We start from the raw sequence: 24,565 nt of genomic DNA on the forward strand, positions 1-24,565 counted from the left end.
GGTCAGGGGTGGTTGTGGTCGATCGTCGGCACGATGATCGGCTGCACCACCCCCCCTGGTGATATCGCCACCGGTTTCACCATAGGGTCGGCCACAGCGACCTTCGACCGATCCAATCGCGGATTGCTGACGGGCTTTTCCGATGCCGCATCGTGGACCAGCGAGTCATCCGTCACTGGATAATCCTGCGCCACATAATCCTGCACGTACGGATCGCTGCTGCCTTCGATCCCGGCCATGTCGGCGGCAAAGCGCCGCTCCGTCAAAGTCGGACCGCAGCCAGTGCAGCGAATCACCGCTGGTCCCCGGTCGCTTGTGCCGCTGTCTCCGAACATCGAAGCGGTACGTCCCGCCTCGACATAGGAATTATCGTCGTCCGGGCTCCATTCCTCGGCGGAAACGGCTGTTTTCTGCGGGCTGGTGACATAGCTTCCTAGCCCCAGTCCCATCGCGACCGATGCCGCCAGGGTCATGCCCGACATCATCCACCATTGCCCCGGCATCGCGCGCCTCACCTTCCCACAATCATTATATCGACCCAATCTCATCAATCATAACGCAGATGCAGATAGGTTGTTGCATGGGGCAAAAGCCTTTGCTAATGGCCACCGCCTACCAGATGCCGGCCCTGCCGGTTTCCCTTTGAGTGTGCGGTCGTGGCGGAACTGGTAGACGCGCAACGTTGAGGTCGTTGTGGCCGAAAGGCCGTGGAAGTTCGAGTCTTCTCGACCGCACCACCCCCCCCCTATAGCCGGTCGGTTTACCCGATCGATGCGCCCAAAGCGCCGATCCCCTCTGCAACAAACGCATTGATCCAGATCATGTTGGGCGGTTTTGCAGGAACCGCGCCTCGCCCCCACGCGCTCCACGCCCATGTTGGACATGCCGTCCGGCGATGTGGAGAACAGCGATGTCGACCCCTGAAAGCCTGCAAGACGTCTATATCGACGAACTGAAAGACCTCTGGTCCGCGAACGACCAGATGCTCAAGGTCATCAAGAAAATCACCGCCAAAGCCAGTGACGCCGCGCTCAAGGACATGCTGACGAAGAGCCAGGACGGCATCGCCAGCCACACCGCGATCCTCAAGGAATTGATCGCCGGTCAGGATGAGAAAGTCTCCAAGGACCATTGCAAGGGCATGGAAGGCCTCGCCGCCGAAGCGATCAAGCATGTGATCGAAGAAGGCCCGGATAAAGGCCCCGTCCTCGATGTCCTCATCATCGCGCAATATCAGCGCATGACCCATTATGGCATCGCCGGGTTCGGCACCGCCGCCGCCTTCGCCAAGGCTCTCGGCCTCAAGGACGATAACAAGAAGCTACGCGACGCGACCAAGGATATTTACGCAAGCGACGCCTTCATGACGAAACTCGCGGAAACCTCGGTCAATCTGGAAGCCGAAGACGCCTGATCGCGCGCCGTCCGCCCGGCCCGTCCGGGCGGACGGCGCCTTCCCGTCTGCACATGACGACAGGAGAACAGCCATGACGATCGCACAGGATGACGCCCCCGCGACAACCTCCAAGGACAAAGAGGTGCGCGCGCAGGAGGTGGACTCTCTGCCCCAACCCAAGGGCGACGCGCTGCTCGGCCGAACGGTCACCATCAATCGCCCGCGTGCCGAACTGTTCGCTTATTGGGCGGACCTCGCCAACCTGCCCACCTTCATGGACAATGTCGAACGCATCGACATCCTGTCCGACACCCGATCCCATTGGGTGGTCAAGGCACCGGCGGGCAAGACCGTCGAGTGGGACGCCGTCATCACCGACAAGCGCGAAGGCGAATTGATCGCCTGGGCCTCCACCAATGGCGCCGACGTCCCCAATAGCGGCCGCATCGAATTTCGCGACGCAGGCGACCGGGGCACCATCGTCACCGCGACCATCGCCTATGATCCGCCCGCCGGCATCATCGGCAAGGTCGTCGCCAAACTGTTCCAGCGCGAACCCGCCATTCAGGCACGGCGCGACCTTCGCCGGTTCAAGCAACTGATGGAAGCGGGCGAAATTGCCACAGCCGCCTGGACCCAAAAGCAATTGCAAGAGGAGAAAGCCTGATGCGCGCCCTCACCTGGCACGGCAAACATGACGTGCGCGTCGATACCGTCGACGATCCCGAAGTCCTCAATCCGCGCGACGCGATCATCAAGATCACGTCCACCGCCATTTGCGGCTCCGACCTGCATCTCTATGACGGCTATATCCCCACCATGCAGGCGGGCGATATTCTCGGCCATGAGTTCATGGGCGAAGTGGTCGAAACCGGCCCCGGATCGACGCTCAAGAAAGGCCAGCGCGTCGTCGTCCCTTTCACCATCGCCTGTGGCAGCTGCTATCATTGCGGCAAGCATCAATATTCCGCCTGCGACAATGGCAATCCGGCGGACAATCAGGACATCGGCCAAGAAATGTATGGCCAACCCATGTCCGGCCTGTTCGGCTACAGCCATCTGACCGGCGGCTATGCCGGGGGCCAGGCGGAATATGTCCGCGTGCCGTTCAGCGATGTCGGCCCGATCGTCGTGCCGGACGGCCTCACCGATGAGCAAGTCCTGTTCCTGTCGGACATCCTGCCCACCGGATGGCAGGCGGCGGAAAATGCCGATATCGAACCCGGCGATACCGTCGCGGTCTGGGGCTGCGGCCCGGTCGGCCTGTTCGCGGTGCAATCGGCCTTCCTGATGGGCGCGCACCGCGTCATCGCGATCGACCATTTCCCGCACAGGCTGGAACTCGCCAGACGCTTCGGCGCAGAGACGATCAATTTCAAGGAATCGAAAACGTATGAAGCGCTGATGGAAATGACCGGCGGCATCGGTCCCGATGCCGTGATCGACGCGGTCGGCCTCGAAGCCCACGGCTTCTTCGTCGATAATGTCGTCGATCAGATCAAGGCGTCCCTGTTCCTGGGCACCGACCGCATCCATTCGATCCGCCAGGCGATCCACGCCTGTCGCAAGGGCGGCCGCGTCTCGATGCCCGCCGTCTATGGCGGCTTCGTCGATAAATTCCCCTTGGGCGCGTTCATGGAAAAGGGGCTGACGCTCAAGACCGGCCAGACCAGCGTGCAACATTATATGCCCGCGCTGCTCAACGCGATCGTCGAAGGCCAGATCGACACGACCTTCCTCATTTCCCATCGCATGAGCCTGGAAGACGCGCCCAAAGGCTACAAGATGTTTCACGACAATCAGAATGAAGTGACCAAGATCGTCCTGAAACCCGATTTCGCGCCTTCGTCAAACGTCGCGGCAGAATAGCCGAAACATATTGGAGACATGACATGCCAGGTAATGAAAACGGGCGCGATCCCGCCGCCGCCCAGGGCGAAGAGATGCCCCGCCGGGGTCCAATGGGCGACGTCATCCCCAATGACGACGATCCCGATCCCCGGACCCGCGGCGGCAAGCCGCAGGAAGATGTCGAGGATCGACCGAATGTCGGCACGGTAACGCCGGAGGATTATCCGGCACGCGATCGCGCCGACTCTCGGCCGGACTGATCAGCAAAAGGGTGGGCTTTGCCATTTGTATGGGTTATTCTTGATGCAAATCGGCAAACCGACCTTTGGGAGATGAGCATGACGGACGAAGGCATCGTGACGCGACGGACCTTAATGGCCGGGGTCGGCCTTGGCATCGCAGCGGCGGGCATGCCCGCGCTGGCGGCCACGCCCGGCCGCAAGCTCGGCTATGCGATCGTCGGGCTGGGTTCTTACGCCACCAAGCAGATCATGCCCGCCTTCGCCGGATGCGACCATGCCCGGATCAGCGCCCTGGTCAGCGGCACCCCGGCCAAACTGGAACAATATGGCGCGCAATATGGCGTGCCCAAGACGCATCATTACAGCTATGAGACGTTCGACCGCATCGCCGACAATCCCGATATCGACGCGGTCTACGTGATCCTGCCCAACAGCATGCACGCCGAATATACGATCCGCGCGGCGCGGGCGGGCAAGCATGTGATGTGCGAAAAGCCGATGGTTATATCCGTCGCCGAGTGCGAGGCGATGATCGCCGCCTGCCGAACGGCGGGCAAGAAGCTGATGATCGGCTATCGATCGCGCTTCGAACCCCATAATCAGCTGGCGATCGAACTGGCGCGCGGCGGCCATGTCGGGCCGACGCGGATCATCACCGCCGAACATGGCTTCCCCATTCAGCCGGACCAATGGCGACTGGACAAGCCCCTGTCGGGCGGCGGATCGCTGATGGATATCGGCATCTACAGCCTCAACGCCGTGCGCTATCTGACCGGTGAGGAACCGGTGGACGTCATGGCGATCGAGTCGACCGACCGCGCCGACCCGCGCTTCCGCACCGTGGAGGACCGCATCACCTTCCTGCTGCGCTTCCCGTCGGGGATCGAGGCGACCTGCGTGTCCAGCTATAGCTCGGCGCATAACAGCTATCGCGTGATCGGCACGCAAGGATGGATCGATATGGAACCCGCCACCCCCTATAGCGGCCATGCGATGCGCATCCGCAAGGACGGCAAAGTCACCGACCGCACCCTGCCGCCATCACCCAAAACGCAATTTGCAGGCCAGCTCGACCATCTCGCGCAGGCGGTATCGAACGGCACGCCCGTCATCGTGCCCGGCGAAGAGGGCCTCGCCGACCTGCGCGTCATCGAAGCCATCTACCGCTCCGCCCGCGAGGGCCGCCGGGTGCGTTTGCAGGCATGAGGGAAAGGGGTAGGTTGGGAACTGGCGGGTTTCGGTTGGGATTGGGTAATAGTCACTATGGCTCATGTTGCTGGAGCCATCCACAGCGCCTCGTGCGGAAAGGGCAGCCGGACGCTAGCTGCGAATTTTTTGCCATCGATCTCGACGGCTCCCTTTTCTTTACGGCTTGCTAGAAACGTCCGCAAAGCTGGTAGTTCAGTCGATGATATAAAAAGGCTGTATGAGTCACCTCGCTTGCGAGTGACAGGATCATCTAGGCCCGGCCAGCGCTTCGGCCAAACGATGGATCGATTAGGAGCATATTCGTAGGGCCATATCATAACCTCAACTTTATCTGGCAACCAAGCTTGAGCTGTGGAGGGTCGGAAGCCTCGAAGCTGATCAAAGGCTTTTGTAATCGCTGTCGGCACTTTTTCACGCACCGATTCATCATCCAGCGACCCATAAACCGAAATATAAAACGGCTCCTTGTTCCCGTAGACGAGCAGCGTGTTTTCGGGCTGATCCGTGGCACTGGCTGCATAATAGCCACCTGCGAGCGCTGCCAATTCAGGATTTGAGAAATCTGCAATCAAGTCTGCCTGTTGATTCTGATCTAGTTTTGTTGACGCGAAACCGACTTTAGTTCGAAAGATTGCGGTTCCATCGCTGTAAAGAACGAAGGCAGGCGAGTCAGAGCCGACCACCGGAAGCCAAGGGTCGGACGTCAGCAGGACAATCAAGGGATGTGGTGTTCGGGAGGCTTGGGCCGCAGCAAGCGCTACCGGCCGATGAAAGAAGGCGGCTTCCGTTTGGTCGGCTTTGACGAGGATCTTGTTTTGGGAGCCTGCCCCCTTATCGCATGCAGCTATCAACAAAATGACCGCTGCCAGCGCCAAGTGAATAAGTGGTGTTCGCCTCATCAGCGAAAGATGAACGAGTGACTGCTTTCAGGCAAGCTACGGTGGAGAGGGAAGGTCAGCCTTTGGTCGTCAACGGATATGCAAAAAACTTGCCTCGCTGCGGCTCGGCAAGTTTTTCTCCCCCTCCCGCAGGCGGGAGGGGGTTGGGGGGTGGGCCAGCGCAACGGTCGAAAAAGGCCACCCGCCCATCCCCAACACCACTACCCCAAGGCCAATCCCCAATCCCCTATCCACCCCCTTCCAATGTAGGATTTTCTCTGGTCTATCCTTAGCGATGCGCCAGTCCTCTGCCCGCTCCACGCCGCCCTCCACCGCCCCGCCCCCGTCGCGTCGGTGGCGCGGACAGGGCGCGTCGCTGTCGCGTCCGTGTCGCGTCGTCGGGACGTTGCCATGGCTTTCCCGGTACAATTCGGGCCAATTCGCCCCAAAATTGGACCCTGCAACGGTGTGTATTTCCCCCTGTCACCCTCAACACCCAAAATCCCCGCTCGGCCTACCGCTTTGCCTTTGGCGCGGAAGCCGCTAAAGCGCGATGCCATGACATATCCCGCTCCCAAGGACTGGATCCTGGGCATTTCGCCCTATATCCCCGGTAAATCCGCCGCCGACGATGGCCGCCCGCTGATCAAGCTATCGGCCAATGAAAATCCGCTGGGCACTGGCGCGGCCGCGCGGGCCGCGCTGGTTGCGGCGACCGCCGATCTTGCCAGCTATCCCGATCCCGCCGCGACCCGGTTGCGCGAGGCGATCGGCGCGGTGCATGGGCTGGACCCGGCGCAGATCATCTATGGCACGGGGTCGGACGAGCTGCTGCATATCGCCGCCTCCGCTTATGCCGGGCCGGGCGATGAGATCCTCTATGTGCGCTATGGTTTTGCGGTCTACGACATCGCCGCCCGCCGGGTCGGCGCGACCCCGGTAATCGCGCCCGACAAGGACTATGCGACCGACGTGGATGCGCTGCTGGCGGCGGTGACGGACAAGACCAAGGTCGTGTTCCTCGCCAACCCCAACAACCCCACCGGCACGATGACCGGCCGCGAAGAAATTGCCCGGCTGCATGCGGGCCTGCGCCCCGACATATTGTTGGTGCTGGACCAGGCCTATGCCGAATATCTCGACGCGGGCGAGGATGATGGCGGCCTCGAACTCGCGAAGAACGCGACCAACATATTGGTTACGCGCACCTTCTCGAAAATCTATGGCCTGGCGGCCGAGCGGATCGGCTGGGGCTATGCCTGCCCGGCGATCATCGAAATTCTCCATCGTATCCGCGCGCCGTTCAACGTGACGACGGCGGGACAGGCCGCCGCCATCGCCGCGATCAACGACAGTGGCTGGGTCGAATCGAGCCGGACGCATAATGCGCGTTGGCGCGAATGGCTGGCGGGCGAGATTGGTGCGCTGTCCAACCACGGCCTGCGCGTCGTGCCGAGCAAGACCAATTTCCTGCTGATCCTGTTCGACGGCAAATTGACCGCCGAAGCCGCGATGAAGGGTCTATGGGACGAAGGCTATGCCACCCGCTGGCTGCCCGGCCAGGGGCTGCCCAACGGCCTGCGCATCACCATCGGCACGAAGGCGCAGACCCGCGCGGTCGCCGCCAAGCTGCGCGCCATGGCGGAAGCGGCCTGACGCGATGCTGCCTTTCGCCCGCGTCACCATCATCGGCCTGGGGCTGATCGGCTCCTCGCTCGCCCGCGCGATCCGGGCGAACATGCCCACGGTGCGGGTGACGGGCCATGACGCCGACCCGCAGGTGCGCGACACAGCGCGGCGGATCGACCTGTGCGACGATGTCACGGACACGGCGGGCGCGTCGGTGACCGACGCCGATCTGGTGATCTTGTGCGTTCCCGTCCGCGCGATGGGCATGGTCGCCACCGAGATTGCCGACGATCTGCCCGCCGACGCGATCGTCAGCGATGTGGGATCGTGCAAGGCCGATGTGCTGGCGCAGCTCGCCGCCGCGCTGCCGGGGCGAACGATCATCCCGGCGCATCCCGTCGCGGGCACCGAAAATAGCGGACCGGAAGCGGGCTTCGCGACCTTGTTCAAAGGCCGCTGGTGCATCGTCACGCCCCCCGCCGACGCCGATCCGGCCGCGGTCGAGCGCGTCGCCGAACTCTGGCGGCGGGTCGGGGCGGATGTCGAATTGATGGACCCGGCGCATCATGACCTGGTGCTGGCGGTAACCAGCCATTTGCCGCACCTTATCGCCTACACCATCGTCGGTACGGCCAGTGACCTGGAAAATGTCACCCAGTCCGAAGTGATCAAATATTCGGCCGGCGGTTTTCGCGACTTCACGCGGATCGCGGCGTCGGACCCGACCATGTGGCGCGACGTGTTTCTGGCGAACAAGGATGCGGTGCTGGAAATGCTGCAGCGATTTTCGGAGGATCTATCCGCGCTGCAGCGGGCGATCCGCTGGAATGACGGCGACGCTTTGTTCAACCTCTTCACCCACACCCGCGACATTCGCCGCTCGATCATCGAACAGGGGCAGGATGACGCCAAGCCGGATTTCGGCCGCGTTCACTGAGACAAAGCGGATGGCGGGTTCAGCGCGTTGATTGCGGCATGGACACGGGTTTCGGCCTCCCGCCGGTCTAGGCCGGTCGGGACGATCTCCCCCACCTTATAGGTGATGGTGCCCGATCGTTTGAGGAATTTGCCGCGCGGCGACACCCGCCCGCTGTCGATCGCAATCGGCACGACGGGCAGGCCGAGCAGGACATAGAGACCCGCAAAACCGGCCTTGAGCGGTGGCGCTTCGCCATGAGGGACGCGGGTGCCTTCGGGGAAGACGCACACCGCCCGCCCCTGCGCATTGGCCTCCCGCGCGGCGGCGCGCAGCACTCGCATGGCGCTCGCCCCGCCGCTGCGCTCGATGGGGATGAGGCCATAGCGCTGGGCGACGCGGCCCCACAGCGGAATGTCGAGCAATTCCCGCTTGGCGACGACGGCTGGACGGTCGAACAGGCAGAGCATGTCGATCGTTTCGAACATCGATTCATGCTTGACGATATAGAGATAGGGACCAAGCGGCAGGTCGCCGACGACCTTCACCTTCTGCCCCAGCAGCCAATGCGCGCACAGGCGATGGAAGCGGCTCCACCCCGTCCCGATCCGCAGCACCGCCTCGGTACTGAACGATCCCAGCAACAGGGCCGCCAGCACGAAGAACAGGCTGCCGGAATAGAAGACCAGCGTGAAGGCGAGCGAGCGGATCGCGGTGAGCATGAGCAGATATGCGCCTTTGTCAGATGCCGAGCAGCGCAGCCCCGCGCCGCAGCAGATATTTATTATATTCGCGCACCAATATCGTGAGGCTAGGGCGGCTGGGCACCGCGTCATAGACGATCGCGACCCGCTCCGGCAACGCCTGCCGCAACTCCAGCGCGGCGCGGCGCATATGCCAGTCGGTGGTGATGAGGCGCACGGTCTTGTAATCGCGGCGCTCCAGCCAGCGGGCAGTCTCGATCGCGTTGGAGCGGGTGTCGATCGCTTCGCGGCCAAGCGTGATGCAGCAGGCAAACAGCGCTTCGGGCGTATCATATTCGGCCGCCAGTTCGCCCGGACGCACGGAGCGGTCGACCCCGGAGATCAGCATCCGCTTGGCGGTATCGGCTTCCAGCAGGGCGATGCCCCGGTCGATCCGCCCGGCCCCGCCGGTCAGGACGACGATGGCGTCTGTCGGGCGGCTGTCGAGCGGCTGGGGCAGCAGCACCGCGAACCAGATGAAGCCCAGCATCCAGCCCAGCATGCTGACGGCCAGCAGCCGAACGATCACAGCGCGCGGCCCAGCGCGCGCAGCACGGTCCAGCGCGCGGTGAGGACAGCGAGGAGGACGCCCGCCACCGGCAGCAGCGCGAGCAGCGCCCAGCCGGTCCCATCGAGCGCCACTGCGCCCAGCAGGTCGGAGCCGGTCGCATCGAGGCGGAGGCCGATGACGAGAAGCGTGGCAACCGCAAAGGCAAAGCCGAGCACGCCGCCCAACAGCGCGTCGAGGCCGATACGCCATTGGAACAGCCGGGCGATCTGCACATCGGTCGATCCCATGAGGTGCAGCACGTCGATCGTCCCGCGATGGCTGTCATGCGCGGCGCGCGCCGCCAGCACGACGACTGCGCCGGTTGCGACCGTCATCAGCACGACGACGCCGACCGCCAGCCAGCCGAGCGCCGTCAACAGTCCGGCGAGCGGGAGCAGGAACGCGGCATGGGGTTCGATCCGCAGGCTGGGCGCGATGCTGCCGAGCAGGCGGCGCAACCGATCGACCTTCGCCTCCGCCGCGCCGGGGGTGAGCGTCACATCGATGAGCGCTGGCACCGGCAGGTCGGCACTGGCGGCATCTTCGCCGAGCCACGGACGCAACTGGTCGGCGAGTGCAGCGGGATCGACCGGGGTTGCGGCGCGCACTTCGCTCGCCTGGCGCAGCGCCTGCAGCGTGCGGGCGGCGAGCTGGTCGCGCACGGCGGCATCGGCCTCTACTACCTGCACGCTGGCGCGTCCGGCAAGGTCAGCGCTCATCGCCTGGACAGCCGCGCCCAGCGCCAGCCCGGCGGCGGCCGACAGGACGGTCAGGAACATCATGATGGCGATGATCCACGGCATGGGACCGGCGAGGCGTCCGCCCGGCAGCAGGCGATGGCGCGCGGCGGCGCGGCGGCTGGCGCGCGAACTGCTCATTCGGCCTGCCGGGACCGGGCCGGATAGCGCAGCGATCCGGTGGGATCGGCAAGCCGCCCCTTGTCCAGCCGCATCATCTGCGCGCCGGCGACCTGGCTCATCAGCGGCAGGTCGTGGGTGGCGACGACGATGGTGGTGCCCAGGCGATTGAGCGCTTCGAACAAGGTGAGCAAGCGGCGGGCCATATCCGCATCGACGTTGCCGGTCGGTTCGTCGGCGACCAGGATTTCGGGACGGCCGATCACCGCGCGGGCGATGGCGACCCGCTGCTGCTCCCCGCCCGACAAAGTGGCGGGCCGCGCCTGGCCGCGATCACCAAGGCCGACCCAGCTCAACATTTCGGCGACCGGCGCGTCGATCTCCTTCTCCTCCATCCCCGCCACGCGGAGCGGGAGGGCGATATTGTCATAGGCCGACAGATGGGGGACGAGGCGGAAATCCTGAAACACCACGCCGATGCGGCGGCGGAAGCCGGGCAGGCGGGTGCGCGGCAGGGTGACGACATCTTCGCCGAACAGGCGGATGACGCCGCGGCTGGGCCGCTGGGCGAGATAGAGGAGTTTGAGCAGCGACGTCTTGCCCGCGCCGGACGCGCCGGTCAGGAAATAGAATCCACCGGCCGCCAGCGAAAAGCTGACGTCCGACAGGGTTTCACTGTCCAGACCATAGCGCAGGCCGACATTTTCGAACTGGACGATGGCCGTCATGTCAGATTGATGGCGCGTCATGCGCTCCCTGCTTCCCCGGAAGCCCCGCCATGGCACAGCGGGCAGGCCGCCGTAAAGCCCGCGCCGGGAAAAGGGGCGAGTCGCGAGACTGGATGACAGAGCTGTGACATGCCTGATGCTTGCCGCTTGCGCGCGAGTCCCTGCCATGCCTATGAAGCGTCATGATCCTGCTATGTCCCCATTGCGCGACACGCTATGTCGTGCCGGACAGCGCCGTCGGCCCGAATGGCCGCCAGGTGCGATGTGCCGCCTGCAAGCATAGCTGGTTCCAGGAGCCTGCCATCCTGCCCGGACGGGCGGACGAGCCAGCGGAAGCCGCGCCGCCGCCGGTGGCAGTGCCGCCATCACCGGAACCAGCGCCCGTTGCCCCGCCGGTCGAGGCGGTTCCAGACACGCAGGTCGCCGAGCCGGTTGCCCCGGAGCCTTCGGCGCCAGCGAACAACCGCTTCGACGACATCTATGCCGGTGCCCCCGTCGGCCGGGTAGAGGACAGCGAACCAGCGCCCGCCGTGCCGGTCAAGCGCCGCCGCAATGTCCTCAAATTATGGACCTACGCTGCCGTCGCCTTTGCCCTGATCGTGGCAGCGGCGGGCGGCGCGCTCTATTATTTCGGGCCGCCGGGATGGGCGGTGAGCATGGGACTGGTCGCCGAAGAGGGCGATCCCGACCTGCTTTTCTACCTTTCCAAACCCGCCGAGCGGCGCAAGCTGCCGACGGGCGAGGAATATTTCGCCTTTGGCGCGCGGATCGTGAACAGCGGGACACAGGCGTTGCCGGTGCCGCCGGTGCTGGTGCAATTGCGCGACCAGCAGAACCGGCTGGTGTTCAGTTGGACCACCAAGGCCGACAAGGCCCGGTTGAAGCCCGGCGAAGAGGCGTCGATCAATGAGAGCCGGATCGACATTCCCAAAAATGCCGAGAATTTGTCGCTGACTTTTGTGCAGTAAGGTCATCATCCTACCATAGACTGTCATTGCCGCGCAGGCGGCAATCCATCTCCTGACTTTTCGCCACGGCGCTCTGGTGGGAGATGGATCCCCGCCTTCGCGGGGATGACGAGGTTTTTCACGGGTAGCTGACCGTCTTGGGGCGGCCCTGGGGGATGGGGATGAACTCCTGATCGTCGCCGGGGATGAGGGGGAAGCGGAGCGCTTCCCAGTCTTCGCGGGCCTGCATGAGGCGGTCGGGGCGGGACGAGACGAAATTCCACCAGACATGGCGGGGCGAGGTGAAGGCTTCGCCGCCGCACAGCATCACGCGGCCACCATCGACGCTCATCAACGTGGCGCGGGTGCCGGGGCGCAGAACGTAGAGCGTCTGCGGCATGAGCATCATGCCATCGAGTGCGGCATCGCCGCCGGAGACATAGATGGCGCGCTCATCGGCCGACGGGTCGATCGGGATGCGACCGCCGGGCGATAGCTGGATGTCGGCATAGATGGTCTGCGCATAGGTGGTGACCGGGGAGGTTTCGCCCCAGAGCGACCCCATGATAACGCGGGCGCGGACAAGCCCGTCCTCGATCACCGGCAAACCGGCTTCGCCGACATGTTCGAAGGCCGGGTCCATTTCTTCCAGCGCGTCGGGCAACGCCAGCCAGGTCTGGATCGCCGATAATTTGGAGGCCTTGGCCCGCTCGTCGTCGGGCGAGCGTTCGCTATGAACGATGCCCTTGCCCGCCGTCATCAGGTTGATTGCGCCCGCTTCGATCAACTGTTCGGTGCCCAGCGAATCGCGGTGGAGGAAGGCGCCTTCATACATATAGGTGACGGTGGCCAGATTGATGTGCGGATGGGGGCGCACGTCGATGCCATGGCCTGCATCCAGCTTTGCCGGGCCAGCCTGATCGAAGAAGATGAAGGGGCCGACCATCGTGCGTCCCTTGGTCGGGAGCGAGCGGTGAACCTTGAAATCGCCCAGATTATGGGTGGTGGGCGCGATGCTTTGCAGGATGAGGTCGTCCAGGGTCATCAGGCTTCTCCGGGGGCGCGGGCCTTGATCGCCAGCGCGTGGACCTTGTCGCGCAGCAGATCGGCCAGCGCGGCGTTGACGAGACGCTGACGCGCGACGCGGCTTTGCCCGGTGAAGCGATCGGCAACGATGTCGACGGTGAAATGGCTTTCGCCCGACCCGTCATGCCCCGCATGGCCGCGATGCTTTTCGCTGTCGTCGATCACGGCGAGCTGTTGCGGGTTCAGGGCGTCGCGCAGCCGCGCCTCGATTTCGGTGGCCACGGGGCCTTTCAGAATCTGGGTCATGTCCCCTATATAAACGCTTTGCCGCGTCATGCATCAGGACAAGTTTGTCGACCGACCCTTTCTCGACCCGCCGTTTCAACCGCTTTCATGGCCGGGTGGAAGGCGACCGCCCCTGCGCGGCGCCCGGATGCCCGGAACCCGGCGAGTTCCGCGCGCCCCCGGCGGAAGGCAGCGCGCGACCGGGCGACGAGGGGCCGCGCTGGCGCTGGTTCTGCCTCGACCATGTCAAGGCGTTCAACCAGGGGTATAATTTCTTCACCGGCATGTCCCCCGACGAGATCGCGGCCGCGCAGCGCCCCTATGCAGGGTGGGAGCGGGAGACGCGCGCCTTTTCCGCCAATGCGCATAGTCCTTCGCCCAAATGGGCCGATTTCGTCGATCCGCTCGATGCGATCGGCGCGAAGTTCAAGGAACGGATGGCCAAGGCGCGTGCCGATGCGCAGGTGCGGCAGGATGGCCAATTTCTGTCGGCCGAGGATCGCAAGGCCTTGGGCGTCATGGGGCTGGGCATCGACACCGACCGCAAGGCGCTGCGGACGCGCTATACCCAGTTGCTGCGCCGCTATCACCCCGACCATAATGGCGGCGACCGCAGCCATGAGGGCGCGTTGCAGGGCGTGATCCAGGCCTATGCCCATTTGCGCAAGGCGGCGGTTTTCGCTTAGCTTCGCATATTTCCCGCTGTTTTCGATATTTTCGTTCGCCGTCTCATAATTTTATTACGCCACCTCTGGCCTCGACACTCTATGCTTATAGCGATCGGCTGCCTTGTAGGACAGAGGCTAGCCTTGCGGGCGCACGGCGCGGCTGTCATAGCGCGCAGCCCCCTTCCCCGGAGATGAACCATGCAGGATGTGCCGCGCGCGCTGGGCCTAGATTTCGGCACGACCAACAGCGTCGTCGCCATCGCGACCGGCCAGCAGTCCGATCTGGTGGACTTTGTCGGCGATCAGGCGACCGGCGCGGTGTTTCGATCGGCCTTGTGCTTCTGGCATGAGGAAGGGGCCAAAGGCGGATTGGCGCATGAGGCGGGGCCGTGGGCGATCGCGGAATATATGGAATATCCCGAAGACAGCCGTTTTCTCCAGTCGTTCAAGTCGGTGGCCGCCAGCCCGATCTTCGAAACCGCCAATGTGTTCGAAAAGCGGTTCCGGTTCGAGGAGCTTGGCGCGATGTTCCTGGACCGGATGGTCGGCCATGCGGGCGGCGCGCTGGCAACCCGGCCGGAGCGGATCGTGGTGGGGCGGCCTGTCGAATATGCCGGATCGCGTCCCGACGAAGCGCTGGCGCGCAAACGCTATGACGCAATGTTCGCCGGGTTCGGCACCGACATCCATTATGTCTATGAACCGCTGGGCGCGGCGTTCAGCTATGCCAGCCGCCTGACCGAACCCGCGACGATATTGGTCGCCGATTTCGGCGGCGGCACCAGCGATTTTTCGATCGTGCGGGTGGAAGCCCCCGGTGCCGCGCGCCGCTGCGTGCCGCTGGGGTCGGCGGGCATCGGCATAGCGGGCGACCGGTTCGATTTTCGGATCATGGACCATCTGGTGCTGCCGATGCTGGGCAAGGGCGGCAGTTATCAGTCGTTCGGCAAGACGCTGGAGATACCGCGCAGCCATTTCGCCGATTTCGCCGACTGGTCGCGCCTGGCGCTGATGCGCAACCGGCGAACGATGGACGAACTGGCGCGGCTGAAGAAAGCGGCGACCGACCCGGCGGCGATCGGGCGGATGATCACCGTGATCGAGAAAGAATTGGGCTATCCGCTTTATGATGCGGTGGGGTCGCTCAAGCGCGCCTTGTCCGACGCGGACAGCGCCACTTTCCGCTTTTCGGGCGGCGGGCTGGAGATTGAGCAGCAAGTGCAGCGGCGCGATTTCGAGACCTGGATCGCGCCCGATATTGCGCGGATCGAAGCGACGGTGGACGCGGCGCTGGCCAAGGCGGGTGTGACGCCAAATGCGATCGATCGGCTGTTCCTGACCGGCGGATCGTCGCTGATCCCGGCCATTCGCGATATCTTCCGCAAGCGTTTTGGCGAGGCACGGATTGCGAGCGGCGGGGAGCTGACCTCGATCGCCCACGGGCTGGCGTTGATCGGACAGGAAGCCAATCTGGCCGAATGGGCCGCTTGATCCGCGTAGGTCCAGACCCCATTGTCTCGACATAGCCTTCCTGGATCGGTTAGGGCTGGCATGACTCGCAGGAAGATGATGACCCGATGAACGATATTTCCAACGTCCAGCCCGATACCCGCGCCGAAACGCTGCTGGATGCCCCCGATCGGTTTGTGAACGCGCGCGATATGTTCGGCATCGACGTCGACATGCAGATCCCGGCCTTTTCCCAGGCCGACGAGCGCGTGCCCGACCTCGACCCCGCTTATGTGTTCGATCCCGACACCACGCTGGCGATCCTGGCGGGCTTTGCGTTCAACCGCCGCGTCATGGTGCAGGGCTATCATGGCACCGGCAAGTCGAGCCATATCGAGCAGGTCGCCGCGCGCCTGAAATGGCCGTGCATCCGCATCAACCTCGACGCGCATATCAGCCGTATCGACTTGGTCGGCCGCGACGCCATCGTCCTGAAAGAAGGACAGCAGGTGACCGAGTTCAAGGAAGGACTGCTGCCCTGGGCCTTGCAGCGGCCGGTCGCCCTGGTGTTCGACGAATATGATGCGGGGCGTCCCGACGTGATGTTCGTGATCCAGCGCGTGCTGGAAACCGATGGCAAGATGACCTTGCTCGACCAGAATCGCGTGATCCGGCCCAACCCCTATTTCCGCCTGTTCGCGACCGCCAATACGGTGGGCCTGGGCGATACGACTGGCCTTTATCATGGCACGCAGCAGATCAACCAGGGGCAGATGGACCGCTGGAACCTGGTCGTAGCGCTCAACTATCTGCCCGCCGCGACCGAGGCGCAGGTGGTGTTGGCCAAGTCCGGCGAATATGATCATGAGGGCGGCCGCAAGGAAGTCGAGAATATGATCAAGGTCGCCGAACTGACGCGGCAGGGCTTCATCAACGGCGATATTTCGACCGTGATGTCGCCGCGCACGGTGATCAGCTGGGCGCAGAATGCGCTGATCTTCAAGAATGTCGGTTTCGCCTTCCGCCTGAGCTTCCTCAACAAATGCGATGAGGCGGAGCGGGCGCTGGTGGCGGAATATTATCAGCGCGTGTTCGGCAAGGATCTGCCCGAAAGCGTGGCGGGTCGGGCCGCCTGATGATCGTCGTCGAGCGGATCGCGCCGGACGGGACCGCGCACAAGATCAGCATCAGGGGGCATGAGATCGTCGCCGACATGGCCGCGCCCGATGGCGGGGATGAAGGCCCGGACCCGCATGACCTCTATGATGCGGCGCTCGGCACCTGCAAGGCGATGACGATGCTATGGTATGCGCAGCGCAATGCCATTCCGGTCGAGGGCATCCATGTCGGCGTGATCCGCGATGCGAGTGAAGAGCGCAAGGGCCTCTACAAGCTGACCACGCGCATCGCCCTGACTGGGCCGATGACCGACGAGCAGCATGAAAAGCTGATCGCGGTCGCGGCGAAATGCCCGATCCACAAGTTGATGAGCGACGTCGAAACGCAGATCGAGACGATCGCCGTGCCGCGCACCGGCGACCCGGAAGGCTGATGGTGGGACGCTGGTTCCCGGCATGGCTTGAGGCTATATAAGAGTGATGGACAGCAGCACCGCCATTGCCCGGTTGAAAGCCCATGAAGCCGAATTGCGCGCCATGGGCGTAGTGAGCCTGTCGCTGTTCGGATCGACGGCGCGGGGCGAGCAGCGGCCGGATTCGGACGTCGATATTGCCGCGCGACTGGTGGATGACGGGCGGATCGGCCTGTTCGAATTGGCCGGGATCAGCGAGCGGGTCCGCGAACTGCTGGGTGTAGCCGTCGATTTTGTGAGCGAGCCTGCGCGTAAGGCGCGGTTTCAGGCCGAGATCGACCGGGATCGCCTTCGTGTCTTCTAGGCGGGAGTCGCAAAGGCTGACCGACATCATCGACAATATCGATGCGATCGACCTGTATCTGGCCGAGATGGCGGTCGAGGCGTTCGTTGCGGATCGCAAAACGATCGACGCGAGCGAACGCTGTCTGGAACGGATCATCGAAGCGACCGTGAAGATCGGCGAGGCGCGGATGCAGGAGATTGCCCCTACCATTCCGGCGCGCGCCGTCCGTGGGCTGGGCAATATGCTGCGCCATGCCTATGACGACATCAATCCGACCTATATTTTCACGACGATCCGGCGAGACCTTCCGCCGCTTCGCGCAGCCTGCGTCGCGGCGCTCAAGGATCTGCCATGACCGAACGCTCCCCCATCGATGCTTTCAAGGATGTGCTGTCCGGCACGGCGCGGTCGATTGCGCGTGATGCCGAGGTCGAGGTGGGCTTTACCGCCGACGCGCCGCATGTGGCGGGCAAGGCGATCAAGGTGCCGACGCCGGGACGCAATCTGCCCGCCGATCAGGTGGCGCTGGCGCGGGGCTTTGCCGACGCCAATGCGCTGAAGCTGCGCTATCATAATGCGAAGATTCACGGGTCTTCAGCGCCGGGCGAGGCGGTGGCGCGCGCGGTGTTCGATGCGGTCGAGCAGGCACGGGTCGAGGCGATCGGGTCGCGGGCGATGGCGGGGGTGCGTGCCAACCTCAACCATGCGCTCGACATGCGGCTGAAATCCGATGCGATCCGCCGGGCGCGGTCGGCGGACGAGGTGCCCTTGTCCACCGCGCTGGCGCTCAAGGTGCGCGAACGGCTGACCGGACAGGCGATCCCCAAGGATGTCGCGGCGGGCGTGGCGATGGTCGATCAGTGGATCGAAGACAAGGCGGGGCATGACCTGGACGCGCTGGCGCTGGCGATCGATGACCAGCGCGCGTTCCAGAAGCTGACCACGGCGATGCTGGAACATCTGCAACTGATCGATGCCGATGTGCCGCCCGATCTGGACGAACCCGATGCGCAGGATGAGGACGAGGATCAGGAGGATCAGTCCGAGGACGGCGACAGCGGGCAGGACGAGTCCGGCGACAGCGATGTGAATGCCGAGGCGCGCGCCGAGGACCAGGGCGGCGACACCGAAGAGGGCGAAACCGACTATAGCGACGAGTTCGAGGCCGACAGCGATGCGGGCGCGGACGATATGGGCGAGGAAGGCATGATGCCGGTCCGCCCCAATCGGCCCATGTCCGACCTGCCGCCGGGGTTCGATTACAAAGCCTATACGCTCAAGCATGACGAGATCGTCACGCCCGACGAATTGTGCGACGAAGATGAACTGGTGCGGTTGCGCGGCTTCCTCGACCAGCAACTCGTCAGTTTGCAGGGGGCGGTGACGAAGCTCGCCAACCGGCTGCAACGGCGGCTAATGGCGCAGCAGTCGCGGTCGTGGGATTTCGACCAGGATGAGGGGATGCTGGACGCGGCGCGGCTGGCGCGGGTCATCATCGATCCCACCCGGTCGCTGACTTACAAGATCGAGCGCGATACCGAGTTTCGCGATACGGTGGTGACGCTGTTGATCGACAATTCAGGTTCGATGCGCGGACGGCCGATCAGCATCGCGGCGATCAGCGCCGACATCATGGCGCGCACGCTGGAACGGTGCGGGGTCAAGACCGAGATATTGGGCTTTACCACGCGGGCGTGGAAGGGCGGGCAGGCGCGCGAGGAATGGCTGGCGGCCGGGCGTCCGCCGATGCCGGGGCGGCTCAACGATCTGCGCCATATCGTCTACAAGAAGGCGGATGATCCGTGGCGGCGGGCGCGCAAGAATCTGGGCCTGATGATGCGCGAAGGGTTGCTCAAGGAAAATATCGACGGCGAGGCGCTGTTGTGGGCGCATAGCCGGTTGATCGCGCGCCAGGAGGAACGGCGCATATTGATGGTGATTTCGGATGGCGCGCCGGTCGATGATTCGACCCTGTCGGTCAATAGCGGCACCTATCTGGAGCGGCATTTGCGCCAGGTGATCGACTGGATCGAGAACCGCTCGCCGGTGCAGCTGGTCGCGATCGGCATCGGCCATGATGTGACGCGCTATTATAAGCGTGCGGTGACGATCATGGATGCCGAGCAGTTGGGCGGAACGATGGTCGAGCAACTCGCCGGGCTGTTCGATGAGGATTGAGGCGTGAGTGTCGCCTTTCGCCGTGAGGGCGATGACGAGCATATGGAGCCCAAGTTCGAGCTGCCGCTGCCGCCCGGTCCCAATTGGGTGACGGCGCGGGGGCTGCGGCTGACGCAGGAGATGGCGGCTACGCTGGAAGCGGTCGATACCGGAGCGATGGAGGATGAGGCCGCCAAGAAGCATAAGCGGCTGTTGCGCTATTGGCGGACAAGGCGGGCTACCGCGCAGTTGCAGCCGGTGGCTGATGGCGAAACCGTCGGCTTTGGGTGCCGTGTGACCTATCGCCTGAACGGGCGGGACAAGAGCGTCATGATCGTCGGCGATGATGAGGCCGATCCAGCCGATGGGCGGATCAGTTTCTCCTCGCCGCTGGCGCGGGCGATGATGGACGCGGGCGTTGGCGAGACGGTGGATTTTGCCGGGAAGGCGGATGCGATCGAGATCGTCGCTATTTCGGTTGTCACAGAGACCTGATTTCCCCCTCCGTTCGGTTCGAGCCTGTCGAACCGAACGGGTGAGGATTAGAAATTACGCGCCGCGGCCTGCTTCGAACAGGAACCAGGCGCGCTGTTCGGCCTGATCGGTCCAGTCATCGACGACGCCTTCGGTAGCATTGTCGCCAGCGTCCGCAGCCGCAGCCTTCACGACGCGGAAGGTTTCGACCAACGCCAGATTGTCGTCGCGCAATTCCTTGAGCATGTCGGCCGGGCTGACGAAATCGGCGTCATTGTCCTTGAGGCTCTGATGCCGGGAAATGTCGCCGATCGAGCGCAGGGTGACATTGCCGGTCTTGCGCACGCGCTCGGCGATCAGGTCGGTCGTGGCCAGAATTTCGGCGGCCTGTTCGTCGAACATCAGATGATAGTCGCGGAAATGCGGGCCGGAGACGTGCCAGTGGAAATTCTTGGTCTTGAGGTAGAGCGCATAGCTGTCCGCGAGCGCACCGTTCAGCGCCTGCGCAACGGACTTGGTCTCGTTGCTCTTAAGGTCGGTCGGGGTCTTGAGATCGGGGGCTGTCATGGATGTGCTCCTGTTTCGCGAAATGGTTTCGGACATATAATGATCGGCAGTCCATAAGGTGCCACCAAAAAACGCGATCAGCCTTATGAAAGAAAACGATCAGAGCAGGCCGAGCGCCGTAATCGCCAGGATACCGCCGGTCAGCAGCAGGATCGCCGCCCCCGCGCCGCGAATGAGGCGCACGGGGATGGACGCCAGCAGGCGGTCGCGCAGCAGGACGATGGGCACCAGCGCCGCGATGACGCCGATCGCGCCGCCGATTGCGGCCAGCGCCGGGTCGCCCGTGCGGGTGGCGATGCCCAGGATGAGAAATTGCGGACCATCGCCGAAACCCAGGATGAAAAGGCCAAGCGCGGTCGTCAGGAACGCGCCGGTCGGCCAGCCGGTGAGCGTGTCGGGCATCTTGACCCGCCAGAGCAGCCCGGCGCCCAGGAACAGGACCGACAGCGCGAGGAACAGCAGCCGGGCATCCGCGCCCAGCATCGGGCCGATCCATGCCCCGGCAAAGGCGGAGATCAGCGCATTGGCAGTAGCGGCGACGATGATCCCGGCGATGACCGCGCCATTGCGGTCATAGCGCGTCGCCAAGGCGAGAATAAGCAACTGGCTCTTGTCGCCGATTTCGCCGAGCAGGCAGCCGAGAAGAGCAAGCAGCGGGGCGTCCATCAGCTGCGCGCGTTCAGGCGCGCAGCGCGATAGGCGGCGTGGCGCGGGCGACGGGCGGCATCATGGTGGCGACCGGCCTCTCCGTCGCGATCGCGTCGCGCATCAGGTCGAGATAGGACAGCACCACCGGGCCGAGGCCATGGAGCGACAGGGCCGATTCGAGCGTGCCCGCCAGCCCTTCGACTGCATCGAGGTGAAAGGCGCGGGCGATATGCCGGATCTGGTCGACTTCGTCATGCAGGCGCACCACGGATACATGGCCGCGTTCACCCGCAATCCCATCGACCCGGCGCATCAGGTCCGCCAATATGGCCAGCATCGGATCATGTCGCATGGGAAGCCTTCCCTCTTCTTGCCCCGATGGCGATCATGCGCTTATGGGGTTAAGGCCGCGTAAACCGGCATGGCGGCGGGCGACGATCATGGCCCAGCCTTGACATCAACCCGAATCTGCCCCAAGGGCGGGCGCTGAAACGGGGCAGCCCTCCTCGACACGCTTGGGGGGACGCTTTTTCTTTTACATGATTCGACCAGGGATTTTGGGCCATGGCCAAGCCAGCAACTGTCAAGATTCGCCTCGTCAGCACGGCTGACACCGGCTTCTTCTACGTCACCAAGAAGAACCCGCGCACCAAGACCGAGAAGTTCAGCTTCAAGAAATATGACCCCGTCGTGCGCAAGCATGTCGAGTTCAAGGAAGCCAAGATCAAGTAAGCCGTTGCGGGCTTTTTGTCCGCACGCCTGATCGGTTTTCGCTACAGCAAAAGGCCCGTCCCTTAGGGGAACGGGCCTTTTGCTGTTGGGTTGGTGAGCGAGTAGAGAAGGCGTAATCGATAGGCCCCCAGTCTAAAGCCCCTACCCTCGACGGGCAGCGGCTACCGCATATGGCACCCAACCTATCCAACGTCGTCACCCTGAACTTGTTTCAGGGTCCATTTCTCCTCACGAGCCGCCGCTTTTGGGGCACGATGGATGCTGAAACAAGTTCAGCATGACGAAGAAAAATGGGATCCGTTTCATATACGATAGCCCCTCCCCCAGACGGGGAAGGGGCTTGTTCGCTCTTAGTTGCCGACGGGCTTGGCGTCGGTGCGGCGCACGACGATGGTCGAGGAGCGCGGCTCTTGTCCCGCCACCGGCCAGTTGCCGGTCGGATGCTGGATGTTCACGAAGAAGGTCTTGAGGTCCGGCGTGTAGGCGAGGCCGGTGATTTCGCAACCGGTTGGCCCCACCAGGAAGCGGGTCGACTTCTTCGTGGTCTGATCGACATAATACATCGCATTATTGCCGAAGACCGATGTCGTCGAACTGCTGGTGCTGGCGTCGGTCTGCACCCACAAGCGACCCTTGGGATCGATCCGCAGGCCGTCGGGGCTGGAGAAGGGATCGCCGTTGATATTGCCCTTCAGATTGGCGTCGTCCAGGGTCGGGCTGCCCGCCAGCAGGAAGATTTCCCACGTGAACTTCATGGCGAGCGGCGAATTGCCCTCTTCCTTGAACTTGATGATGTGGCCATGGCGATTGGTCGCGCGCGGATTGGCGGCATCGGCGGTGACACGGCGGCTATTGTTGGTCAGCGTGACGAAGACGGCGCTGTTGTCGGGGGCAACCGTGATCCATTCGGGACGATCCATGACCGTGCCGCCCGCAACGCGCGCCGCCGACTGGCAGTTGACCAGCACCTGCGCCTGATTGGCGAAATTAACGGTGGATGGTGCCGGGGGAGTGGCAAACTGGCTGACGTCGCCAGGGTCAGACGCGCCGACGACCAGGCCGTTCTGGCCCCAGGTCAGCGCGCGCCATTCACCCGAACCGTCGGCGTTGAAGCGCGCGACATAGAGCGTGCCATTGTCCAGCAGGTCGACATTGTTGGCCCGGTTGGCCGTGGAAAAGGCGCGATCGGGGATGAATTTATAGATGCAGCCCGGCGTCGAATCGTCGCCCATGTAAATGGCAACGCGGCTGTCGCTATTGGCCATATAGGCCGTGTTTTCATGGCTGAAGCGGCCAAGCGCGGTGCGCTTCGTCGGGGCGGCCAGTTCCTGATAGGGATCGATTTCGACCACCCAGCCATAGTCATTTTCGGGCTGGGTCGGGTCGAGATAATTGTCGGTGGTTTCTTCGCAGGTGAGGTAGGTACCCCAGGGCGTGCGGCCCGACGCGCAGTTGTTCAACATGCCCTTGACCTGACCCGACAGCAGACCCGAAGCGGGGCCGCTCACGCGGTAAAGGTCATTGCCGGTATAGCGCTTGTTGAAGCGCGAGCCTGCCTTGACCGACCATTTGCCGTCGCTGCCCTTGGCGATTTCCACGACCGAAATGCCCACGGCCGACAGAGCGAGCGCCTTCTGGTCAGCGGTTGCGGTCGCGGCATCATAGCTGCCGCTCATCAGGATGTTGAAGTCGGGATATTCGTGGTTCAGCGCCAGCAGGCCGCCCATATTGGCATCGGTGCCGGACAGTTCGAAATATTCCATGCCGTCATGGTTGCCGCCAGCCCATTTCTCGGCATCGGCAGGCGTCGGGAAATTGCCCGAATAGGGGGTGCCGGTTTCGACCGAATCGCCAGCCTTCAGCAGCACGTCGACGGTGTAGCCCGTGGGCACGGTGACGGTGTCGTTCTGATTGGCGGCGACACCCGCGAAGGTGATGGCGTAGCTGTCGGTCGGGGTGGGCGTTGGGGTCGGGGTGGGCGTCGGGGTTGGCGTCGCCGAATCATTGTCGTCATCGCCGCAGGCCGCCAGCGTGCCCAGCATCGGCAGGATCGACAGGCCCATCAGGCCGTTCTTGAGGATCGTGCGGCGGGCCGGATTGGCGGCGACGATCGCCTCCAGGCTGTTGTCGCCCATGGCGATGGTCGGCTGCGCATCGCGGAAAGGCGCGCGCGCTTCGTCGGTCAGATGAGACATTAGGAAATTACCCCTGTGCTGTGACAGGCTGTCGGCCGGCGGCCGCGCCCTTGCATCAGGGAGTTGGCACGGAAGGATGACGTGTCGGGGGCGTGACGAAGTAGCGGTGATGAAATTTGTGTGACAAAACAGCGACGTGTCGGACCCGTCTATTACAATAGCGCGCTGACCTGCGCGATGAAGCGCAGCACCGAGATCGGCTTGGACACATAGGCCTGTGCGCCCGCCGCGCGAATCCGGTCCTCGTCGCCCTTTCCGGCATAGGCGGTCACCGCCATGATCGGCACGGCCGCGAGGCGCGCGTCGGCTTTCAGGGAAATGATCAGGTCCAGGCCGCTGACATGCGGCAAGTGAATGTCGGTGATGACCAGGTCGGGCAGGAAGGCCTGCGCCTGCGCCAGGACGTCGCGCCCGTCGCGCAGCGGCAGCACGTCATAGTCATGCGCCCGCAGCAGATCGCAAAAAAGTTTGAGATTGAGTTCGTTGTCCTCGACAACGAGCACGCGCTTTGCCACCAGTCACCCACGATTTTAACGATCAT

At 63.7% G+C, this 24,565-nt stretch carries 30 protein-coding genes and 1 tRNA gene; 18 read left to right on the plus strand and 13 right to left on the minus strand.

All coding sequences use genetic code 11. The annotated features are described in order from the left end of the window. Positions 1-2 precede the first annotated feature (2 nt). On the minus strand, positions 3-473 hold the full coding sequence (locus BSY17_RS11155) for a hypothetical protein (RefSeq protein ID WP_171899227.1): 471 nt from the start codon (positions 471-473) through the stop codon (positions 3-5). Positions 474-650: 177 nt separating this feature from the next. Between BSY17_RS11155 and BSY17_RS11160 the strand changes: the two genes are divergently transcribed. The 6 genes from BSY17_RS11160 (at position 651) to BSY17_RS11185 (ending at position 4,695) form a co-directional block, all read left to right on the plus strand. Continuing rightward, a tRNA-Leu gene (locus tag BSY17_RS11160) sits at positions 651-737 on the plus strand. Between the two features lie 173 nt (positions 738-910). After that, positions 911-1,414: a YciE/YciF ferroxidase family protein gene (locus tag BSY17_RS11165; RefSeq protein ID WP_069065559.1), complete on the plus strand. Its 504-nt coding sequence runs from the start codon at positions 911-913 to the stop codon at positions 1,412-1,414. 73 nt (positions 1,415-1,487) lie between these two features. After that, positions 1,488-2,063 carry an SRPBCC family protein gene (locus BSY17_RS11170; protein ID WP_069065560.1) on the plus strand — a complete coding sequence of 192 codons (576 nt, stop codon included), beginning with the start codon at positions 1,488-1,490 and terminating at the stop codon, positions 2,061-2,063. Beyond that, positions 2,063-3,265, plus strand: coding sequence for a zinc-dependent alcohol dehydrogenase (locus BSY17_RS11175; RefSeq protein WP_069065561.1), 1,203 nt, complete (start codon positions 2,063-2,065; stop codon positions 3,263-3,265). The genes BSY17_RS11170 and BSY17_RS11175 overlap by 1 nt, the downstream gene beginning before the upstream one ends. 23 nt (positions 3,266-3,288) lie before the next feature. Continuing rightward, positions 3,289-3,507 (plus strand): hypothetical protein, encoded by a 219-nt coding sequence (locus BSY17_RS11180; protein ID WP_069065562.1) that lies wholly within the window; start codon positions 3,289-3,291, stop codon positions 3,505-3,507. A gap of 78 nt (positions 3,508-3,585) precedes the next feature. Beyond that, a complete protein-coding gene (locus tag BSY17_RS11185; RefSeq protein WP_237236523.1) occupies positions 3,586-4,695 on the plus strand; it encodes a Gfo/Idh/MocA family protein in 1,110 nt (369 codons plus the stop codon). Positions 4,696-4,757: 62 nt separating this feature from the next. On the opposite strand, the gene BSY17_RS21315 is transcribed toward BSY17_RS11185, so the two are convergent. Next, positions 4,758-5,573, minus strand: a complete 816-nt coding sequence (locus tag BSY17_RS21315; protein ID WP_171899228.1) for a hypothetical protein — start codon at positions 5,571-5,573, stop codon at positions 4,758-4,760. 561 nt (positions 5,574-6,134) lie between these two features. Between BSY17_RS21315 and hisC the strand changes: the two genes are divergently transcribed. Continuing rightward, positions 6,135-7,232: a histidinol-phosphate transaminase gene (gene hisC, locus BSY17_RS11190; RefSeq protein ID WP_069065563.1), complete on the plus strand. Its 1,098-nt coding sequence runs from the start codon at positions 6,135-6,137 to the stop codon at positions 7,230-7,232. A gap of 4 nt (positions 7,233-7,236) precedes the next feature. Then, positions 7,237-8,142, plus strand: coding sequence for a prephenate/arogenate dehydrogenase family protein (locus BSY17_RS11195; RefSeq protein ID WP_069065564.1), 906 nt, complete (start codon positions 7,237-7,239; stop codon positions 8,140-8,142). On the opposite strand, the gene BSY17_RS11200 is transcribed toward BSY17_RS11195, so the two are convergent. The 4 genes from BSY17_RS11200 to ftsE are packed head-to-tail and all read right to left on the minus strand — an operon-like array spanning position 8,136 to position 10,999. Beyond that, positions 8,136-8,843 carry a lysophospholipid acyltransferase family protein gene (locus BSY17_RS11200; protein WP_069065565.1) on the minus strand — a complete coding sequence of 236 codons (708 nt, stop codon included), beginning with the start codon at positions 8,841-8,843 and terminating at the stop codon, positions 8,136-8,138. The genes BSY17_RS11195 and BSY17_RS11200 overlap by 7 nt on opposite strands. Positions 8,844-8,862: 19 nt before the next feature. Then, on the minus strand, positions 8,863-9,393 hold the full coding sequence (locus BSY17_RS11205; RefSeq protein WP_069065566.1) for a YdcF family protein: 531 nt from the start codon (positions 9,391-9,393) through the stop codon (positions 8,863-8,865). Then, complete coding sequence (locus BSY17_RS11210; RefSeq protein ID WP_069065567.1) at positions 9,390-10,292, minus strand: cell division protein FtsX; 903 nt, start codon at positions 10,290-10,292, stop codon at positions 9,390-9,392. The genes BSY17_RS11205 and BSY17_RS11210 overlap by 4 nt, the downstream gene beginning before the upstream one ends. Continuing rightward, on the minus strand, positions 10,289-10,999 hold the full coding sequence (ftsE, locus tag BSY17_RS11215) for a cell division ATP-binding protein FtsE (protein ID WP_069066916.1): 711 nt from the start codon (positions 10,997-10,999) through the stop codon (positions 10,289-10,291). Before ftsE ends, BSY17_RS11210 begins: the two co-directional genes overlap by 4 nt. Positions 11,000-11,181: 182 nt before the next feature. On the opposite strand from ftsE, the gene BSY17_RS11220 reads away from it, so the two are divergent. Next, the gene (locus BSY17_RS11220; protein WP_069065568.1) at positions 11,182-11,967 is read left to right on the plus strand and encodes an MJ0042-type zinc finger domain-containing protein; all 786 of its coding nucleotides are present in this window, start codon (positions 11,182-11,184) and stop codon (positions 11,965-11,967) included. A gap of 118 nt (positions 11,968-12,085) precedes the next feature. On the opposite strand, the gene BSY17_RS11225 is transcribed toward BSY17_RS11220, so the two are convergent. Next, positions 12,086-12,991 carry a pirin family protein gene (locus BSY17_RS11225; RefSeq protein WP_069065569.1) on the minus strand — a complete coding sequence of 302 codons (906 nt, stop codon included), beginning with the start codon at positions 12,989-12,991 and terminating at the stop codon, positions 12,086-12,088. After that, a complete protein-coding gene (locus BSY17_RS11230; RefSeq protein WP_037472779.1) occupies positions 12,991-13,278 on the minus strand; it encodes a BolA family protein in 288 nt (95 codons plus the stop codon). Before BSY17_RS11230 ends, BSY17_RS11225 begins: the two co-directional genes overlap by 1 nt. Positions 13,279-13,322: 44 nt before the next feature. On the opposite strand from BSY17_RS11230, the gene BSY17_RS11235 reads away from it, so the two are divergent. The 8 genes from BSY17_RS11235 (at position 13,323) to BSY17_RS11270 (ending at position 19,903) form a co-directional block, all read left to right on the plus strand. Continuing rightward, on the plus strand, positions 13,323-13,943 hold the full coding sequence (locus BSY17_RS11235) for a J domain-containing protein (protein WP_069065570.1): 621 nt from the start codon (positions 13,323-13,325) through the stop codon (positions 13,941-13,943). 180 nt (positions 13,944-14,123) lie between these two features. After that, positions 14,124-15,416 carry an Hsp70 family protein gene (locus tag BSY17_RS11240; RefSeq protein ID WP_069065571.1) on the plus strand — a complete coding sequence of 431 codons (1,293 nt, stop codon included), beginning with the start codon at positions 14,124-14,126 and terminating at the stop codon, positions 15,414-15,416. An 86-nt stretch (positions 15,417-15,502) separates the two neighbouring features. Further along, on the plus strand, positions 15,503-16,510 hold the full coding sequence (gene cobS, locus BSY17_RS11245; protein ID WP_037472772.1) for a cobaltochelatase subunit CobS: 1,008 nt from the start codon (positions 15,503-15,505) through the stop codon (positions 16,508-16,510). Beyond that, on the plus strand, positions 16,510-16,926 hold the full coding sequence (locus BSY17_RS11250) for an OsmC family protein (RefSeq protein ID WP_069065572.1): 417 nt from the start codon (positions 16,510-16,512) through the stop codon (positions 16,924-16,926). Before cobS ends, BSY17_RS11250 begins: the two co-directional genes overlap by 1 nt. A 46-nt stretch (positions 16,927-16,972) precedes the next feature. Next, on the plus strand, positions 16,973-17,269 hold the full coding sequence (locus BSY17_RS11255) for a nucleotidyltransferase family protein (protein WP_069065573.1): 297 nt from the start codon (positions 16,973-16,975) through the stop codon (positions 17,267-17,269). Then, a complete protein-coding gene (locus BSY17_RS11260; protein WP_083217111.1) occupies positions 17,259-17,606 on the plus strand; it encodes a HepT-like ribonuclease domain-containing protein in 348 nt (115 codons plus the stop codon). Before BSY17_RS11255 ends, BSY17_RS11260 begins: the two co-directional genes overlap by 11 nt. Then, positions 17,603-19,429: a cobaltochelatase subunit CobT gene (gene cobT, locus BSY17_RS11265; protein WP_069065574.1), complete on the plus strand. Its 1,827-nt coding sequence runs from the start codon at positions 17,603-17,605 to the stop codon at positions 19,427-19,429. The genes BSY17_RS11260 and cobT overlap by 4 nt, the downstream gene beginning before the upstream one ends. Positions 19,430-19,432: 3 nt before the next feature. Further along, the gene (locus BSY17_RS11270) at positions 19,433-19,903 is read left to right on the plus strand and encodes a GreA/GreB family elongation factor (protein WP_069065575.1); all 471 of its coding nucleotides are present in this window, start codon (positions 19,433-19,435) and stop codon (positions 19,901-19,903) included. 54 nt (positions 19,904-19,957) lie between these two features. Here BSY17_RS11270 and BSY17_RS11275 read toward each other — a convergent pair whose 3' ends face one another. From BSY17_RS11275 to BSY17_RS11285, 3 genes are all read right to left on the minus strand, one after another. Beyond that, positions 19,958-20,449: a Dps family protein gene (locus BSY17_RS11275; protein ID WP_069065576.1), complete on the minus strand. Its 492-nt coding sequence runs from the start codon at positions 20,447-20,449 to the stop codon at positions 19,958-19,960. Between the two features lie 99 nt (positions 20,450-20,548). After that, positions 20,549-21,115 carry a TMEM165/GDT1 family protein gene (locus tag BSY17_RS11280; RefSeq protein ID WP_069065577.1) on the minus strand — a complete coding sequence of 189 codons (567 nt, stop codon included), beginning with the start codon at positions 21,113-21,115 and terminating at the stop codon, positions 20,549-20,551. Positions 21,116-21,128: 13 nt separating this feature from the next. Next, positions 21,129-21,449, minus strand: coding sequence for a hypothetical protein (locus BSY17_RS11285; RefSeq protein WP_069065578.1), 321 nt, complete (start codon positions 21,447-21,449; stop codon positions 21,129-21,131). A gap of 212 nt (positions 21,450-21,661) precedes the next feature. On the opposite strand from BSY17_RS11285, the gene rpmG reads away from it, so the two are divergent. After that, positions 21,662-21,829, plus strand: a complete 168-nt coding sequence (rpmG, locus tag BSY17_RS11290) for a 50S ribosomal protein L33 (RefSeq protein ID WP_037472289.1) — start codon at positions 21,662-21,664, stop codon at positions 21,827-21,829. 350 nt (positions 21,830-22,179) lie between these two features. On the opposite strand, the gene BSY17_RS11295 is transcribed toward rpmG, so the two are convergent. After that, on the minus strand, positions 22,180-24,024 hold the full coding sequence (locus tag BSY17_RS11295; RefSeq protein WP_069065579.1) for a PhoX family protein: 1,845 nt from the start codon (positions 24,022-24,024) through the stop codon (positions 22,180-22,182). Positions 24,025-24,176: 152 nt separating this feature from the next. Next, positions 24,177-24,539, minus strand: coding sequence for a response regulator (locus BSY17_RS11300; RefSeq protein ID WP_171899229.1), 363 nt, complete (start codon positions 24,537-24,539; stop codon positions 24,177-24,179). Between the last annotated feature and the right edge of the window lie 26 nt (positions 24,540-24,565).

Origin of the sequence: Sphingobium sp. RAC03 (assembly GCF_001713415.1) — a bacterium.
In the GTDB taxonomy this organism is placed as follows: Bacteria; Pseudomonadota; Alphaproteobacteria; order Sphingomonadales; family Sphingomonadaceae; genus Sphingobium.

Coding starts and splice junctions, on each gene's coding strand:
- BSY17_RS11175 (WP_069065561.1), top strand. CDS start 2,063: ATGCGCGCCCTCACCTGGCACGGCAAACATGACGTGCGCGTCGATACC.
- BSY17_RS11155 (WP_171899227.1), bottom strand. CDS start 473: ATGACCCTGGCGGCATCGGTCGCGATGGGACTGGGGCTAGGAAGCTAT.
- rpmG (WP_037472289.1), top strand. CDS start 21,662: ATGGCCAAGCCAGCAACTGTCAAGATTCGCCTCGTCAGCACGGCTGAC.
- cobT (WP_069065574.1), top strand. CDS start 17,603: ATGACCGAACGCTCCCCCATCGATGCTTTCAAGGATGTGCTGTCCGGC.
- BSY17_RS11165 (WP_069065559.1), top strand. CDS start 911: ATGTCGACCCCTGAAAGCCTGCAAGACGTCTATATCGACGAACTGAAA.
- BSY17_RS11210 (WP_069065567.1), bottom strand. CDS start 10,292: ATGAGCAGTTCGCGCGCCAGCCGCCGCGCCGCCGCGCGCCATCGCCTG.
- BSY17_RS11170 (WP_069065560.1), top strand. CDS start 1,488: ATGACGATCGCACAGGATGACGCCCCCGCGACAACCTCCAAGGACAAA.
- BSY17_RS11275 (WP_069065576.1), bottom strand. CDS start 20,449: ATGACAGCCCCCGATCTCAAGACCCCGACCGACCTTAAGAGCAACGAG.
- hisC (WP_069065563.1), top strand. CDS start 6,135: ATGACATATCCCGCTCCCAAGGACTGGATCCTGGGCATTTCGCCCTAT.
- BSY17_RS11195 (WP_069065564.1), top strand. CDS start 7,237: ATGCTGCCTTTCGCCCGCGTCACCATCATCGGCCTGGGGCTGATCGGC.
- ftsE (WP_069066916.1), bottom strand. CDS start 10,999: ATGACGGCCATCGTCCAGTTCGAAAATGTCGGCCTGCGCTATGGTCTG.
- BSY17_RS11185 (WP_237236523.1), top strand. CDS start 3,586: ATGACGGACGAAGGCATCGTGACGCGACGGACCTTAATGGCCGGGGTC.
- BSY17_RS11200 (WP_069065565.1), bottom strand. CDS start 8,843: ATGCTCACCGCGATCCGCTCGCTCGCCTTCACGCTGGTCTTCTATTCC.
- BSY17_RS11225 (WP_069065569.1), bottom strand. CDS start 12,991: ATGACCCTGGACGACCTCATCCTGCAAAGCATCGCGCCCACCACCCAT.
- cobS (WP_037472772.1), top strand. CDS start 15,503: ATGAACGATATTTCCAACGTCCAGCCCGATACCCGCGCCGAAACGCTG.
- BSY17_RS11255 (WP_069065573.1), top strand. CDS start 16,973: ATGGACAGCAGCACCGCCATTGCCCGGTTGAAAGCCCATGAAGCCGAA.
- BSY17_RS11180 (WP_069065562.1), top strand. CDS start 3,289: ATGCCAGGTAATGAAAACGGGCGCGATCCCGCCGCCGCCCAGGGCGAA.
- BSY17_RS11240 (WP_069065571.1), top strand. CDS start 14,124: ATGCAGGATGTGCCGCGCGCGCTGGGCCTAGATTTCGGCACGACCAAC.
- BSY17_RS11220 (WP_069065568.1), top strand. CDS start 11,182: ATGATCCTGCTATGTCCCCATTGCGCGACACGCTATGTCGTGCCGGAC.
- BSY17_RS11295 (WP_069065579.1), bottom strand. CDS start 24,024: ATGTCTCATCTGACCGACGAAGCGCGCGCGCCTTTCCGCGATGCGCAG.
- BSY17_RS11230 (WP_037472779.1), bottom strand. CDS start 13,278: ATGACCCAGATTCTGAAAGGCCCCGTGGCCACCGAAATCGAGGCGCGG.
- BSY17_RS11285 (WP_069065578.1), bottom strand. CDS start 21,449: ATGCGACATGATCCGATGCTGGCCATATTGGCGGACCTGATGCGCCGG.
- BSY17_RS11280 (WP_069065577.1), bottom strand. CDS start 21,115: ATGGACGCCCCGCTGCTTGCTCTTCTCGGCTGCCTGCTCGGCGAAATC.
- BSY17_RS11250 (WP_069065572.1), top strand. CDS start 16,510: ATGATCGTCGTCGAGCGGATCGCGCCGGACGGGACCGCGCACAAGATC.